Here is a 14802-nt window from a genome sequence, read left to right as displayed (position 1 = left end):
GAGGTGTAGATTATGATTGAGAAAATCCCTGGAGTATCAGGAATAAATGGAGTTAATAATATAGCAAGGACGCAAAAAAACAATAAAACATCATCGAAAAATCTTAATTTCGCTGATATTTTAAGAAATGCAATTGATGATGTTAATAAAACTCAAAAAATTTCCCAACAGATGAGTGCTGATTATGCTGCAGGAAAAATTGATAATATTCATAATGTCATTATTTCTGCAGAAAAGGCATCTTTATCTTTAAAATTAACCACAGAAGTAACAAATAAGATTGTTCAAGCTTATAAAGAAATCATGAGAATGCAAATTTAAAGTGAGGTAAGATAATGGAAGAAATTATTAAAGCTGTAGATGAGTTTTTCGAAAAACATCCAGAGGCTGATTTTGAAACTCTGGAGTTATTTCTTTATGATAATTTTAAAAAAGAAGATGTTGAAGAATACTTTGGGATGTTGGGCGAAGCTATTTTAAGTGCTGAAGGAGGTTTAAGAGATCCTATGGGAACTCTTTTAGATAATGAACCTGAAGTTAAAATTATCGAAAATCCTTCAGAAGATTTATTAAAAAAATTAGATGTTGAAAAATGGCCAATTTGGGAAAAAGAAGCTTCAACATTCGATTGGTATTACGACGATTCAGAGGTATGTTATATTCTTGAAGGTGAAGTGGTTGTTCATACTAAAAATCATAAATACAAAATTAAAAAAGGCGATCTTGTAAGGTTTAAAAAAGGACTTTCATGTAAATGGGAAATTTTAAAGGACATTAAAAAACATTATAATTTTGGAATAGACATATAATTAAGAATCTCCCTGATTTTCAGGGAGATTTTTAATTATATTTACAGACAAAGTATTAAAAATACTCAAAAATAATATTCTCTCATAGGCATATTTTTAATTATATGTGCTAAAAATAGATAAAAACTTTTATTATGATATATTTAATTTATAATGTTTAAAATTTCGCGAAGCGAAAGTTTAATGCGAAGCATTAAAAATAAATAAAGGTTTATATATTAAAAAAATATAATAATTAATATATGTTATAAATAAAGCAATTATTTTAGTTTATAATATTTAATCTTCGCGAAGCGAAAGTTATAATTCATTTGTATAAAAACAAGAGAATTTATAGCATAATTATTTATATTACTTATTATTTTTATATAGTTATGTGTATTCAGACTTTTTTATTTTTATTAATATGACTATAATTATAGTCAAGGAGGAAATTGAATGGATATTGAAAACTTAAAATTCTATAGTGTTGCTGAAGCTAAAGCAAAATTTTCACAGGTTACTGAAGAATCAAAAAATAAATTTGTAGTTATCACAAAAAACGGAAAACCAGAATTCGTGTTAATAGGGTTTGATAAATTCAAAAAATTAATGAATTTTATAGATGAAATTAGAGATTTATATCTAATGGAAATAGGTGACCCATCCAAATATAATGAAATTAAAGATATATTTAAAGAAATAGAAAATCTCGAAGATTAATGGAGGTGTATTAAATGGCACAAGTTGTATTGGAAAATATTGATAAAATTTACCCTAATGGATTTCATGCTGTAAAAAGTGCAAGTTTTACTATTGAAGACAAAGAATTTTGTGTTTTATTAGGTCCTTCAGGTTGTGGTAAAACTACAACATTGAGAATGATTGCAGGATTAGAAGAAATTTCTAAAGGAACTTTAAAGATCGATGGAAAAGTAGTTAATGATGTTGAACCTAAAGATAGAGACATTGCTTTTGTTTTCCAAAACTATGCTCTTTATCCACACATGACTGTATATGATAATATGGCTTTTGGTTTAAAATTAAGAAAATTTCCAAAAGAAGAAATTGATCAAAGAGTTAAAAATGCTGCTAAAATCCTTGATATTGCTCATTTGTTGGATAGAAAACCTAAACAATTATCCGGTGGTCAAAGACAAAGGGTTGCAGTTGGTAGGGCAATTGTTAGGGACCCAAAAGTTTTCTTATTTGATGAACCTTTATCAAACTTAGATGCTAAATTAAGGGTTCAAATGAGATCTGAATTAAAAAAATTACACCATAGATTAAACGCTACAATAGTTTACGTTACTCACGATCAGGTTGAAGCTATGACTATGGCAGATAAAATTGTTATTATGAAAGATGGGGTTATTCAACAAATAGGAAGCCCATATGATGTTTATTTCAAACCTACAAACAAATTTGTTGCTGGATTTATTGGAACACCTCCTATGAATTTCTTAGAAGCAAAGATTGTTAGAGGTGAAGGCGGTTTATGGATTTCTGCTGAAGAATTAAAAGTTAAAGTACCTAAAGAATTTGAAGAAAAATTAGATGCTTATATAGATAAAGATATAATATTTGGCATTAGGCCAGAAAATATTCACGATAAATCAATTTATAAAGGAGAACATACAAACGATATTGTTAAAGGAAAAGTAGATGTTGCAGAACCTCTTGGTAGTGAAACGTTATTACATGTTACAATTGGAGGACAATATTTAGTTGCAAAGGTTGATCCTACTACAACCGCACGCGAAGGAACAGAAGTAGAATTAATTTTAGAAATGGAAACAATGCATGTATTTGATAAAGAAACAGAATTAGCAATTATATAAAAATGAGGTCTCCGATTATGGAGACCTTTTTTTATGCTATAATAAAAGTGGAGGTGGAATTATGGCTAATATTTTTGAAATAGAGAAATTTTTAAATGATTTGTTAGAAGTTGATAAATTTAATGATTTTTGTTTTAACGGAATTCAAATAGAAGGAAAACATGAAGTGAAAAAAGTTGCTATTGGAGTGTCATTTAACAAAAAATTCCTTGATGAAGCTTTAAAAAATAATGTTGATATGCTCTTTGTACACCATGGGATTTTTGGAAAAGACTTTTTTAAAATAAGAGGATATTTTAAAAAGCGCATAGAAAATCTTATAAAAAATGATATTACATTAATGGGATATCATTTACCTCTTGATGCTCATAATGAATATGGGAATAACGCTCAAATTGCAAAAAAACTAAATTTGAAAATAACAGAACCTTTTGATGTTGGATATATTGGCGAATACATTGATCCAAAACCTTTTGATGAATTTAAAAATATTTTATATGATGTTTTTCAGAGGAAAGACTTATTAATATATAAAAATAATGATTATGTTAAAAAAGTTGCTATTATTTCTGGCGGTGCTTCGTATGCACTGGAATCTTTAGAGGGAAAAGTAGATACTTTTATTACTGGTGAGATAAAAGAACACATCAGAAATATCTCTGAAGAAATGGGAATAACTTATATTAACGCTGGACATTATGTTACAGAAACTTTTGGTGTAAAAGCTATTTCTAAATTATTAGAAAAAAATTTCGATTTAGAAACTATTTTTATTGATATTTATAATGAAATTTAATCATTTTATGATATAATTATCCTGAGAAATCAGGAGGGATTATTATGAAGAAAATTATAATTATAATTTCTATTTTTATATACGGAATATTGGCTTTTTCAACAAATTTTTCTAAAAGCAATAGCGGGTATTATGAAATTCCTGCATATAAACCTTTTTTAGAATTTAAATTAAATAAAAATCTTTTTGATATAAACACTCCTTTCTTATTGGCTAATATAGAATATAAAGGAAAAGATTATTATATGCCTTACACAAAATATTTATATAATAATAATGAAATTTTTGTAATTGGTTTAATTGAAAGATATGATGATTATTCCGGTAATGATTTCAAAGTATTAAACACCAATGAGGTTATAAAAAAATACTCCAATGAAATCAAAAATGCAAATATATCCATATTAATTTTATATAAAAATGTTTCTATCCATGGCATAAAGGTTAGTCAGGAAGGTACTAATTTAAATGTAAATAATTTTTCCCTTGTAATAGAAGATACCCTTCCAAGGGAAATATATTCTCTGGATAATTCTGTTTTTGAAAAATTTTATAGAGAGGAACCTAAAAAAGATAATTACATATATTATAAGGTAAAAAACGGCGATACTTTATATAACATTTCCAGAATTTTTGGAGTTTCCGTTGAATATTTATTAAAAATCAACAACATTAAATCACCTGAATTATTAAAAGATGGAATGTATTTAATTATTGGAACCTCAAAAAATTTCAAAAGTAAAGGTGACATAAATGAATAAACACTATAATTCTATAAATTCTATAATTGCCAATATACCAGTTACCAATTTCAGATTAATATTAGGTATTAAAATTTCCGATAATCTTTTCAGAATTATATCTTACTTCGATTCTGAAAAAATGGATTTTGATCTTTCAATGAATGATATGTATTTTTCCGTAGAAGATAAATTTCGTATTAATAATTTCGATTCTGTGTTATATGAGGAATCAATTAATAAGCATTTTTTTGATGGAATAGAAGATTATTTTGCTTTGGGACAAAACATTATTTTTAGAAATGAAGTTGTAGGTTTTATTTATATTCTAATGGATAAAACAACAAAATATGATAATATTAATACTTTAAAAGAACTCTTTTATGAACATTTAAAAAATTTTTTAACTATAATTCTTGACGTAAAAGATTCTGTTTTAAGGGAATATGCTATTGAACAAACTATAAATTCATTATTTTACATATTAAAAGCTCATGACGCATATACTTATTATCATTCCTTAAGAATTGCTGATCTTTCTGTACTCATTGCAGAAAAATTGGAATTAAATCAGGATAAAATAGAAAAATTATATTACGCTGCTTTAATACATGATTTAGGAGAAATATGGATTTCAAAAGATATACTTCAAAAATCAGAAAAATTGACTCCCGTGGAGTTAGAACAAATAAAACAACATACTAGCAAATTAGAATTCTTATTTGCTGGAAATGATTATTTTTCCGAATATGTTGAAATAGCTAAGTATCATCATGAATACTTAGATGGCAGTGGGTATTCTGGTAAAAATAAATACGATTTGTCATTACTATCAAGGATTTTAGCAGTAGCAGAAGTTACAGACGCTTTGCTCTCAAATAGGCCATGGAGAAAAGCTCTTAAAATAGAAGATGCTCCAAAAATATTACTAAAAATGGTTGAAAATGGTAAACTGGATAAAACTATTGTCGATGCTGTAATCAAAATCATACCAGAATTTTATGGTGGGCTTTTACAAAATACTTTAATGAAATACAATGATGTATTTATTAATTTTAATATTAATGAAAAAATAGTTAGAGTAGAAGCAAAAGTTCTTAACTCAAAAAGAGATTATATTAATATTTTTATTCCACAAAAGAGCGTTGAAATTAATGGAAAAGTAATCAATATTTGCGAGAAATTCTTAAAACTTGGAAATACTATTTCTATTGAATATTATTCAAACAACAATTCATTTAATAAAAGTTGTACTATTATGGGAAAAAACAAGATGGGATATATATTAAAAGTAAATAAGGAAATAAATGAAAATGAGATGACTTCTGTAAAATGGAATTTAAATGGAATAGGAGTGCCTCTAAAAAGAGTTGTTTTTGTAAATAAATACGTATGGCGTCTCGATAATGAAAAAGCTTTTAAATTAAACATTGAGAGTATTTCAAATAAAAATATTATTTTCTATGCTTTGAAAGATAAAATAAATAATATGGCTGATACGAAGCTCTTAATTACTTTTGAAGCCATGAATTTAAAAATTAATCTGATTGGTGAGATTATATATAAAGAGGAAATATTCAGAGGATATTATCATTGCGATTTTAAAATAGGCGAAATTACAAATGATGAATATACAAAATTAATTCAAATCATAAATTTAAGAAAAGAACAATTAAAAACGTTACGTTAAATTCGGGATTCCCCGAATTTTTTCTTAAAAAAAAAATAATTGTAACTTTTCTTATTGACATAAAAAATATTTTAAGGGTATAATAGGTGAAGGTATATATAGAAAAATTTGAAAAAGGAGGAATTTTAATGAAAAGAACATACCAACCTTCCAGAACTAAGAGAAGAAGAACACATGGATTTTTAGCAAGAACTAAAACTCCAGGTGGAAGAGCTGTATTAAGAAGAAGAAGAGCTAAAGGAAGAAAAAGATTAGCTGTTTAATATGAGGGAAACTTTAAAGAAAAGAGAAAGAATTCATTTTAAAAATGATTTTGACAGAGTTTTTTCTTGTGGAAAGAGACACATTAACGATTATTTTGTAGTTGTATATACTAAAAATAATCTTAATTTTTCAAGAATAGGTATTACAATAAAAAGAAAATTCGGAAAAGCTCATAAAAGAAATAAATTAAAACGCTATATCCGAGAAATATATAGAAGAAACAAAGGTCTCTTTCCACAAGATTATGATATAGTTTTTTTGCCTCGAAAAAAACTTTCAAAGGATTTTGATAATATGTCTTTTGAAGATGTTAAAAATATTATTTTAAATATATCGGAGCGCTTAGAATGAAAAAAATATTTTTGGGACTTATCAAAATTTATAAAAGATTTATTTCGCCTTATAAACCTTCAAAATGTATTTATTATCCTACTTGTTCCACCTATACTTATGAGGCTATAGAAAAGTTTGGTGTTTTAAGAGGTCTGTATTTAGGCATATTGAGAATTTTAAGGTGCAATCCTTTTCATCAAGGTGGTATCGATCCAGTCCCAGAAAAATTTGTATTCATACCATCTACAAAAAATAAACAAAGGGGTGTAAAAAATTGAAAAAGTTAATTTTAATTATAGGACTGATTGTCCTAGGGGTTTTTGTTTTCTCTCAAACTCCAGAATATAACATTACATCATCATCAACAGAAATAGATTTACATATGAGATTGTATAAAGTCTCATTGGATAATTATGGACATATGAAAAGTTTTGAAATTTTACAAAACAGAAGCAATACACTATTTATTAAAATCTATAGTTATTATAATGATAGCTTTGATTTATATGATGAAAATGGTAATGAAATTTTACCAACATCTTTTGATATTTCAGAAGATCATGCTAATAATTTTATTGAAATAAAATATTATTTTGATAATGGTGGAATAAAAAGTTATAGATTTTATAATGATCCATACTACAACTTTGACATTTCTTTTAAAAACTTAAGCGGAAAAGTTGTAATTCCTACTATTTCTTACCCAAATACAGTTTCAACTGATAATGAATTACTAATCTCTTATCTAAATAATCCCATTAAATCAATGTTCGTTTTTGATGCAGGAAATCTAAAAATCGAAAATCAAAGTATTACTATTTCTAAAGATATTTCGTTTAAAGCTTATATGGGACCTTCAAAATTTATTTTTATAAAACAAATATTCCCTGAAAAATATGAACGAATAAAAACATTGGCAAAATCAGTTGGAGCAATAAACTGGCTATGGTATATAAACTATGGTTTTGTAACTTTCTTGTGGTGGCTATATAGATTTACGGGTAATTTTGGATGGGCTATAATGATATTTACTGTTGTTATAAGATTAATATTATATCCTCTATATCATAAACAAACAAAATCAATGATAGAAATGAGAAAATTACAACCAGAAATAGAAAAAATAAAGAAAAAATATAAAGATCCTCAAAGACAACAACAAGCTTTAATGGAATTATACAAAGAACATAAAATTAATCCTGCCGGTGGTTGTTTAACCGCTTTTATTCAATTACCAATTTTCTGGGTTTTATATGGTGCAATTAACTATTATCAAGGAACTTTTGCTTATAATCCACAATTTTTAATATGGTCAGATTTATCTCAAGGTGGTTTTAGCCAAAATATTGTTTTAGTACTATTAAGTGTTTTAGCATATCTATACAACGCTTTACAATCAGCAACTGATAGAAAAACAGCATGGAATACATCTATTATGATGGTTGTTTTCCCATTTTTATTCATAGGATTACCTACCGGAATATTTATTTATTGGGTAACTAACGCAGTTTTACAAATATTCATTACTTATTATGTTAATAAGAAAAACAACGTAAAAGGTTTAACATTAAGAGAATTTTTAGGCTTGGGTCCAAAACCCTATAAAACATCAAAATAGTCGCATTAGGAGGTGTTCAAATGAACATTAAGATTCGAGAAAAACAATTTGAAGGAAAAAGTATTGACCTGGCATTCGAAGAAGCGGTTAAATACTATGGTGTTTCACCTGAAGAAATTAATTTCGAAGTTATTCAGCAACCTAAAAAGGGATTTTTGGGGATCGGTAACAAATCTGCTATAATTAGTGCTTTTTTAAATGAGAAATATTTAATGAATAAGTTAAACGAATTCTTAAACTCTATTTTAGAACATTTTGATGGAGATTTCAACTACTCTATAAATTTTCAGGGTAAAAACGTATTGATTAGAATGGAAGGAGACGGATTAGGAAAACTAATTGGAAAATATGGAAGAACAATTGGCGCAATGCAACATATTTTATCAATTTTTATTAATAGACTTTCAAGCACCAAAATAGATGTCAATCTTGATGTAGGAGAATACAGAAGAAAGAAAAAAGAAAAAATATATGAAATTGTAGATAATGCTATTAGAAGATTAAACGAAGAAACCGAAAAAATTGAATTAGCTCCTATGTTTTCCTATGAAAGAAGAATTGTTCATGAATATGTAAGAAGGCAATATCCTCATTTAGAAACTGAATCTATTGGCTTAGAACCATATAGAAAAGTTATAATAAAATTAACCAAATCTCACATAAAAGCATAAAAAGGGGATATCCCCTTTTTTCTTTTTTGTAGTATAATAAAAGTAAGAGGTGTATAAATTTCTCACCGGAGGTGAGTAATGTGTTTATTAACCCTTTATCTGGAAACTCTTCTCAAAAACCAGAAGAGAAAAAAGTAAAAAATAAAAAATCTTCTAAATCACATAAATCTATTCATAGAAAAAAAAATTCTTTTACAGAAATCATGGATTTAAATGAAATAGAAATCATCAAAAAAGATTTAAATAAACTCCTTGAAAAAATCGAAGAATATGGGGCAGAATTTAAAAGATCGCCTATAGAAAGAAATTTAGAAAAGTATAAAAAGAGTGTGAAGAGCTTTCTAAAAAAAATTGAAAAAAACTTATATAAATTAAATTCTAAAATGAATTTCAAAGAAAAAAATTTTTATATCGTTGCTGAAAAAATTAATAATGAACTTAAGTCCTTAACTGATGATTTATTAAAGAATGAAGCTGGAGCATTTATTTATGCTAAAAAAATTGATTCTATAAATGGTTTACTTCTTGATCTATATAAATGATGGGGTGATTAAGATTTTACTGGATAAAATTTCAAATTTTAAAGGAAATTCCATATGTCTTGTCAATCAAGACACATATTTACTTTATAATACAATAAATACATTGAAAAAAAATATTAATATCAACGATATCCTGGAAATATTGCCAAAAGATGGTAATATTAAGATTTCAGATATCAGAGATATGCAAGAATTTTTAATGTATAAACCCAACTTTTCTGATTATAAACTGGTGATTATACATGAAATTGATAAAATGAATATTCAAGCTGCCAATGCCGCTTTAAAAATTCTTGAAGAACCTCCATCATTTGCTATCATTATAGGAACAACTACAAGATGGTATCATCTTTTACCCACTATAAGAAGTAGACTATATAAATTTTTATTGCCAAATCCTAATTTAATTGATAAAATAAAAAATGAGTATTTAGAATATTACATATATTTATCTTTTTCAATAAAAACAGATTTTGAATGTGCATACTATATTCTTGAAAATCCTGATGCTTCAAAAATTATATTAGATACTATAAAGCGTTTTCCAGAAATGAACACTTCAACTCTTATAAAATATTTAATGAATGAGAACAAAGATATAGAAAATAAATTTTTTAAATATGAAGCGTTTTTTGAATTAATAAAAAGATTTGAAAAACTAAATTTAATAGAAATTCAAAATATAATTGATAAAATATTATCGTATAAAAATAAAATAAACAATAAACTTCAGCTTTTAAAGTTATTTTCAAAATTATTTCTGGCATTATATCATGATGCTTTCATTTTTGGCCTAACAAGTTATTGGAAAGAATTTTATTCTTTAAATATGGTTAAGTTTTTTGGTTTGGCTGATTTTGAATTGAATTTTCAGAAAATATATGAAAATATTCAATGGTGTGAAAAAATTTCAAAGAGTTCTATTTCTAATTTTAATTTTGATTTGACAATTCAAACTATGTTTTTAAGGTTTATCCAGGCTTTTTTCAAAAATAAGGAGGAATAAACATGATTAATTTAAAAGCTTTAGTATATGGAGTAGAAATTACTAAATTATCTCCTATACTATATTATGCAGGAAATGGAGAAGATATTAAAATAGGGGATTTAGTATTGGTAAATACGGATATGGGATTAGATGTAGGGAAGGTTGTAATTGGACCAAAGGAATTAACTTTCGAAGAAATTGGATATGAAGTAACTTCTATTTTAAGAAAGTTAGATGATGACGATTTAAAAAAATATGAAGAAAATAAAAAAATGGCTCGCAAAGCTAAAGAGGTAACTGAAATCAAAGCTAAAGAGTTAGGTTTACCTATGAGAATTTTATCAGCAAGATTTGTTTTTGATAGATCTAAAATTATTGTTTATTTTGGTTCTGATACAAGAGTTGATTTCAGAGAACTGGTTAAAGGTCTGGCAAAAGAATTTAAGGCAAGAATAGAGTTGCGTCAAATTGGCATTAGAGATGAAGTGAAAATGATTGGAGCTATTGGATTATGCGGTCAGATTACCTGTTGTTCCAGATTCTTAAGAAAATTTGATTCTATAAAAATGGAAATGGCTAAAACACAACAAATGCTTATAAATACAGCAAAAATCTCAGGAAGATGCGGCCGTTTAATGTGTTGTCTGGCATATGAAAATGAGTTTTATGAAAATGAATTGAAATGTATTCCAAATGAAGGTTCAACTATTGAATACGAAAATGTTCCTGCAAGAGTTATAACAGTTAATGCTTTTTTAAAACAAGTAACTTTACAAATTATAGAAAATAATCAACCTGTAATGGTTAAATTACCTTTTGAATATTTCAAAAAAAATTGCCCTTTAGGTGATTAATATGCAGGAATTGGGGAAATATATAATTTCCATTGGTATTGTTTTAATTATTATTGGATTATTAATATATTTATTTGATAAAATTCCTTTTAAAATTGGAAGACTACCAGGAGATATTTTAATAAAAAAAGAAAATTTTACTTTTTATTTTCCTTTAACATCAGCTATATTAATTAGTGTTATACTAAACGTGATTATATTAATTATAAGAAAAATAAAATAATTTTTTTATGATAAGAATACAGAAGGAGGAGGAGTTTAGATGAAGAAATCATTAAACGAATTAAAAGAACTCGGAAGATTATGTAGAGGCGATATTTTGAAAATGACTACTGTTGCAAAATCTGGTCATCCCGGTGGATCAATGTCTTCAATTGATATGTATTTAAGTGTCTTTAATATGGCAAATATAGATCCAGAAAATCCATTTGATCCTAAAAGAGATAGGGTTGTTATCAGCCATGGCCATACTTCACCTGGTGTTTATTCTGCTTTAGCAAGACTTGGTTTTTTCAATGTTGATGAATTAATAGCAGGTTTTAGACATGCTGGTTCAATTTTTGAAGGACATATAACCAGAGGAATTCCAGGTGTTGAATGGACAACAGGTAATTTAGGACAGGGTTTATCTGCAGGCGTTGGAATGGCTTTAGCTGCCAAAATAACAGGAGATAATTATCATGTATTTGTTTTACATAGTGATGGAGAATCTCCAAAAGGTCAAATTGCTGAAGCACGAAGAACTGCTAAAAAAGAAAATTTAAACAATTTAACTGTATTAGTAGATTATAACGATATACAAATTTCTGGTAGAGCAAGAGATGTTTTGTATGTTGATATTGTTAAAGAATATGAATCTGCTGGCTGGAATATTATTGAAGTTGATGGCCACGATTATGAACAATTATTTAATGCTATTGAAGAAGCAAAAAATTATAAATTAGGCCCAACTGTTATTATCGCTAAAACAATTATTGGTAAAGGCGTTTCATTTATGGAAAATAGACATGAATATCATGGTGCTCCATTAAAAGAAGATGAATTAGATAAAGCCTTAAAAGAATTAGGATTAGAAAACGATATAGAAAAATATAAAGAAATGAGAAAAAATTTACCATTATTAAGGGAAAAATTAAATTTTGAAGATTATGTGGTTACTGCTGAACCAGGTACTCCTATTGTTTATACAAAAGATGATAAAATTGATAACAGAGGCGCTTTTGGAAATGCTATTGCTGATCTCGCTAAAGTTAACAAAGGAAAAGTTCCTATTGTAGCAGTTGATTGTGATTTAAAGCCTTCTGTTAAATTAGGAAAATTTGAAAAAGTAAGCCCAGAAACATATGTACAGATCGGCATTCAAGAACACAACGCAGCTACTATTGCAGGTGCTATGTCTGTTTGTGGCGTCGTTCCTTTCTTTGCAGATTTTGGTGTATTTGGACTCGATGAAACATTTAACCAACAAAGATTAAACGATATTAATCATACAAATCTAAAAACAGCAGTTACACATTGTGGAATTGATATTGGTGAAGATGGAAAAACTCATCATGAAATTAATTATATTGGCATCGTAAGAAGCTTCTTCGACACAAAATTAATAGTACCTGCAGATCCAAACCAAACAGATAAAGCCGTTAGATTTGCAGCATCAACATTGGGAAATGTTGTAATTGCTATGGGTAGATCAAAAATCCCTGTAATATTAGATGAAAATGGAAATCCATTCTTTGGCGAAAATTACGAATTTGAATATGGAAAAATGGATGTCCTCAGAAAAGGTGAAAAAGTAACTATTTTAACTCATGGAAGTGTAGCATATAAGGCTGTTAAGGTTGCAGACAAATTAAAAGAAGAAGGTATAAACATCACAGTTATTAACGTTTCTGCTCCATTAGAATTTAATGCTGCAAAAATAAGCGAATATATAGATAACTCACATGTAATCATATATGAAGACCATAACAAATATAACGGTTTAATAGTAGAATTTTCAAAATCAGTAGTAAAAAATAAATTAAATCCTCTAACTGTTGAATCACTAGGTGTAGATAATTACTCACCATCTGGAAATAATGCTTCATTATTTAAAATCTTTAAATTAGATGAAGAATCGTTATATTCAATTGTTAAGGAGAAAATAAATGAATGATTATGAGAGAAAAATTGTAAAAAAGGTTAAAAAAATTATTGGTATTGATAATATCGATGAAGAGCTTCTTTTTGAAGCTCTTTGTCATTCTTCTTATTCAAATGATTATACTTCTAAAGGACGAAAAATAAATTCTAATGAAAGACTTGAATTTCTTGGGGATTCTGTATTAAATTTAATAATTGCCGAACATTTATTTTTAAATTATAATTTGAATGAAGGAGATATGGCCAGAGTTCGTGCAACTGTTGGTAGTGAGTTAATATTATTTGAAGCAGCTAAAAAATTAAATTTGGGTAATTATATTTTACTCAGTAAAAACGAGGAAAGATTTGGTGGAAGAGAAAAACATTCGATAATATCAGATCTTTTTGAAGCGATATTGGGTGCAATATACTTATCCTTGGGTTTTGAGAAAGCAAAAGATTTTGCATTAAAAAATTTAAATCCTTATATAAAAGAAGCAATAGCTGGAAAATTATTCCTAGATTATAAAACACGACTTCAAGAATTAACCCAGAAAGATCTTAAAATAAGGCCTGAATATAAATTAATAAGGCAAGAAGGGCCGCCACACAATAGAACATTTATAATTGAAGCTAAAATAAATGGAAAAACATATGGAAGAGGCATAGGGAAATCTAAAAAAATAGCAGAACAGCTTGCTGCAAGAGAAGCATGCGAAAGATTTAGTGGTGAGATGAATGAAAAATAAGATACATTTCGTAAAAATGAGAGATACTAAATCTATATCTTTAACTGGTAATTATTGTTATCTTAATTGTAAGCATTGCAATAAACATTATCTTGAAAACATGGCAACAATTAATGATATAGATTCTTTATCTGATAAGACTTCTTTACTATTAAGTGGCGGAATGAATAGTGAAATAAAAGTTCCTGTATATAAATTTGTTGAGAAATTAAAAGCCTATAAGGAAAGATATAAATTCAAGTATAATCTTCATACAGGCTTTATGAATTATGATGAACTATTAAAAATTAAAGATATAAGTGATGCTATTTCTTTTGATTTAGTTGGAAATAGAGAAACTATGTTATATGTCTATGGTATTGATAAATTTGATGAAATGTGGAAAACATTCCATACATTACTTGAACTGAAATTTAACGTTAAACCGCATATTACTATTGGACTTAACGGCGGTAAATTAACCCATGAATATGATGCTATAAACAAACTAAAAAGTTACGATAATATAGATGAGATTATTTTCCTGGTTTTTATTCCTACAAAAGGATCATATTTTGAAAACGAATCTCCACCATCAATTGATGAAGTATATAATATCTTCAAATATACAAAAGATAAATTCCCTCATATTAAACTCACTCTCGGTTGTATGCATCCAAAGGGAAAATATAGAAAAGATTTACAGGAAAAACTATTATTTATAAGTGATAAAATAGTTCAACCTGTTAAACACACTGTTGATTTGGCAGAAAATTTAAATTTTGAAATAACATGGAGCTATGAATGTTGCGTGTTTTAGGAGGTAAT

Annotated in this window: 19 protein-coding genes; all 19 read left to right on the top strand. The window is 27.0% G+C overall.

Features of this window, described 5'->3' with window-relative positions; genetic code table 11:
• Positions 1 to 12: 12 nt before the first annotated feature.
• Positions 13 to 321 carry a flagellar hook-basal body complex protein FliE gene (fliE, locus tag JRV97_RS07865; protein WP_280997809.1) on the top strand — a complete coding sequence of 103 codons (309 nt, stop codon included), beginning with the start codon at positions 13 to 15 and terminating at the stop codon, positions 319 to 321.
• 185 nt (positions 322 to 506) lie between these two features.
• Positions 507 to 809, top strand: coding sequence for a cupin domain-containing protein (locus tag JRV97_RS11650; protein WP_407081582.1), 303 nt, complete (start codon positions 507 to 509; stop codon positions 807 to 809).
• A gap of 438 nt (positions 810 to 1247) precedes the next feature.
• Entirely contained in the window at positions 1248 to 1511 is a 264-nt protein-coding gene (locus JRV97_RS07855) for a type II toxin-antitoxin system Phd/YefM family antitoxin (RefSeq protein ID WP_280997805.1), read from the top strand.
• A 14-nt stretch (positions 1512 to 1525) separates the two neighbouring features.
• On the top strand, positions 1526 to 2629 hold the full coding sequence (locus JRV97_RS07850) for an ABC transporter ATP-binding protein (RefSeq protein ID WP_280997803.1): 1104 nt from the start codon (positions 1526 to 1528) through the stop codon (positions 2627 to 2629).
• Positions 2630 to 2690: 61 nt separating this feature from the next.
• Positions 2691 to 3425: a Nif3-like dinuclear metal center hexameric protein gene (locus JRV97_RS07845; protein ID WP_280997801.1), complete on the top strand. Its 735-nt coding sequence runs from the start codon at positions 2691 to 2693 to the stop codon at positions 3423 to 3425.
• A gap of 44 nt (positions 3426 to 3469) precedes the next feature.
• Positions 3470 to 4186 carry a LysM peptidoglycan-binding domain-containing protein gene (locus tag JRV97_RS07840; RefSeq protein WP_280997799.1) on the top strand — a complete coding sequence of 239 codons (717 nt, stop codon included), beginning with the start codon at positions 3470 to 3472 and terminating at the stop codon, positions 4184 to 4186.
• Entirely contained in the window at positions 4179 to 5855 is a 1677-nt protein-coding gene (locus JRV97_RS07835) for an HD-GYP domain-containing protein (protein ID WP_280997797.1), read from the top strand. Before JRV97_RS07840 ends, JRV97_RS07835 begins: the two co-directional genes overlap by 8 nt.
• A gap of 128 nt (positions 5856 to 5983) precedes the next feature.
• Positions 5984 to 6118: a 50S ribosomal protein L34 gene (gene rpmH, locus JRV97_RS07830; RefSeq protein WP_072863658.1), complete on the top strand. Its 135-nt coding sequence runs from the start codon at positions 5984 to 5986 to the stop codon at positions 6116 to 6118.
• Position 6119: 1 nt separating this feature from the next.
• Entirely contained in the window at positions 6120 to 6470 is a 351-nt protein-coding gene (gene rnpA / locus JRV97_RS07825; protein ID WP_280997791.1) for a ribonuclease P protein component, read from the top strand.
• The gene (gene yidD / locus JRV97_RS07820) at positions 6467 to 6730 is read left to right on the top strand and encodes a membrane protein insertion efficiency factor YidD (RefSeq protein ID WP_280997789.1); all 264 of its coding nucleotides are present in this window, start codon (positions 6467 to 6469) and stop codon (positions 6728 to 6730) included. The genes rnpA and yidD overlap by 4 nt, the downstream gene beginning before the upstream one ends.
• Positions 6727 to 8070 (top strand): membrane protein insertase YidC, encoded by a 1344-nt coding sequence (yidC, locus tag JRV97_RS07815; RefSeq protein ID WP_280997787.1) that lies wholly within the window; start codon positions 6727 to 6729, stop codon positions 8068 to 8070. The genes yidD and yidC overlap by 4 nt, the downstream gene beginning before the upstream one ends.
• 20 nt (positions 8071 to 8090) lie before the next feature.
• A complete protein-coding gene (gene jag, locus JRV97_RS07810; protein WP_280997785.1) occupies positions 8091 to 8741 on the top strand; it encodes an RNA-binding cell elongation regulator Jag/EloR in 651 nt (216 codons plus the stop codon).
• A gap of 80 nt (positions 8742 to 8821) precedes the next feature.
• Positions 8822 to 9283, top strand: a complete 462-nt coding sequence (locus tag JRV97_RS07805; protein ID WP_280997783.1) for a YaaR family protein — start codon at positions 8822 to 8824, stop codon at positions 9281 to 9283.
• 4 nt (positions 9284 to 9287) lie between these two features.
• Complete coding sequence (locus JRV97_RS07800; protein WP_280997781.1) at positions 9288 to 10289, top strand: hypothetical protein; 1002 nt, start codon at positions 9288 to 9290, stop codon at positions 10287 to 10289.
• A 2-nt stretch (positions 10290 to 10291) separates the two neighbouring features.
• Complete coding sequence (locus tag JRV97_RS07795; protein ID WP_280997780.1) at positions 10292 to 11125, top strand: PSP1 domain-containing protein; 834 nt, start codon at positions 10292 to 10294, stop codon at positions 11123 to 11125.
• Position 11126: 1 nt separating this feature from the next.
• The gene (locus tag JRV97_RS07790) at positions 11127 to 11348 is read left to right on the top strand and encodes a DUF2905 domain-containing protein (RefSeq protein WP_280997779.1); all 222 of its coding nucleotides are present in this window, start codon (positions 11127 to 11129) and stop codon (positions 11346 to 11348) included.
• 39 nt (positions 11349 to 11387) lie between these two features.
• Complete coding sequence (locus JRV97_RS07785; RefSeq protein WP_280997778.1) at positions 11388 to 13280, top strand: transketolase; 1893 nt, start codon at positions 11388 to 11390, stop codon at positions 13278 to 13280.
• Positions 13273 to 13995, top strand: a complete 723-nt coding sequence (rnc, locus tag JRV97_RS07780; protein WP_280997777.1) for a ribonuclease III — start codon at positions 13273 to 13275, stop codon at positions 13993 to 13995. Before JRV97_RS07785 ends, rnc begins: the two co-directional genes overlap by 8 nt.
• Positions 13985 to 14794 (top strand): radical SAM protein, encoded by an 810-nt coding sequence (locus JRV97_RS07775; protein ID WP_280997776.1) that lies wholly within the window; start codon positions 13985 to 13987, stop codon positions 14792 to 14794. The genes rnc and JRV97_RS07775 overlap by 11 nt, the downstream gene beginning before the upstream one ends.
• The last annotated feature ends 8 nt before the right edge of the window (positions 14795 to 14802 follow it).

It is taken from the genome of Marinitoga aeolica (assembly GCF_029910535.1).
Lineage (GTDB): Bacteria > Thermotogota > Thermotogae > Petrotogales > Petrotogaceae > Marinitoga > Marinitoga aeolica.
Note: the sequence above shows the minus strand (reverse complement) of the source record. Positions and strands in the feature narration are given on the sequence as shown.

What these genes read in the sequence shown, in the direction of transcription:
- JRV97_RS07840 (WP_280997799.1), top strand. Translation starts at nt 3,470, where the DNA reads ATGAAGAAAATTATAATTATAATTTCTATTTTTATATACGGAATATTG.
- JRV97_RS07855 (WP_280997805.1), top strand. Translation starts at nt 1,248, where the DNA reads ATGGATATTGAAAACTTAAAATTCTATAGTGTTGCTGAAGCTAAAGCA.
- rpmH (WP_072863658.1), top strand. Translation starts at nt 5,984, where the DNA reads ATGAAAAGAACATACCAACCTTCCAGAACTAAGAGAAGAAGAACACAT.
- JRV97_RS07775 (WP_280997776.1), top strand. Translation starts at nt 13,985, where the DNA reads ATGAAAAATAAGATACATTTCGTAAAAATGAGAGATACTAAATCTATA.
- JRV97_RS07795 (WP_280997780.1), top strand. Translation starts at nt 10,292, where the DNA reads ATGATTAATTTAAAAGCTTTAGTATATGGAGTAGAAATTACTAAATTA.
- fliE (WP_280997809.1), top strand. Translation starts at nt 13, where the DNA reads ATGATTGAGAAAATCCCTGGAGTATCAGGAATAAATGGAGTTAATAAT.
- JRV97_RS07790 (WP_280997779.1), top strand. Translation starts at nt 11,127, where the DNA reads ATGCAGGAATTGGGGAAATATATAATTTCCATTGGTATTGTTTTAATT.
- JRV97_RS07850 (WP_280997803.1), top strand. Translation starts at nt 1,526, where the DNA reads ATGGCACAAGTTGTATTGGAAAATATTGATAAAATTTACCCTAATGGA.
- jag (WP_280997785.1), top strand. Translation starts at nt 8,091, where the DNA reads ATGAACATTAAGATTCGAGAAAAACAATTTGAAGGAAAAAGTATTGAC.
- JRV97_RS07835 (WP_280997797.1), top strand. Translation starts at nt 4,179, where the DNA reads ATGAATAAACACTATAATTCTATAAATTCTATAATTGCCAATATACCA.
- yidD (WP_280997789.1), top strand. Translation starts at nt 6,467, where the DNA reads ATGAAAAAAATATTTTTGGGACTTATCAAAATTTATAAAAGATTTATT.
- JRV97_RS07845 (WP_280997801.1), top strand. Translation starts at nt 2,691, where the DNA reads ATGGCTAATATTTTTGAAATAGAGAAATTTTTAAATGATTTGTTAGAA.
- JRV97_RS07785 (WP_280997778.1), top strand. Translation starts at nt 11,388, where the DNA reads ATGAAGAAATCATTAAACGAATTAAAAGAACTCGGAAGATTATGTAGA.
- rnpA (WP_280997791.1), top strand. Translation starts at nt 6,120, where the DNA reads ATGAGGGAAACTTTAAAGAAAAGAGAAAGAATTCATTTTAAAAATGAT.
- rnc (WP_280997777.1), top strand. Translation starts at nt 13,273, where the DNA reads ATGAATGATTATGAGAGAAAAATTGTAAAAAAGGTTAAAAAAATTATT.
- JRV97_RS11650 (WP_407081582.1), top strand. Translation starts at nt 507, where the DNA reads ATGGGAACTCTTTTAGATAATGAACCTGAAGTTAAAATTATCGAAAAT.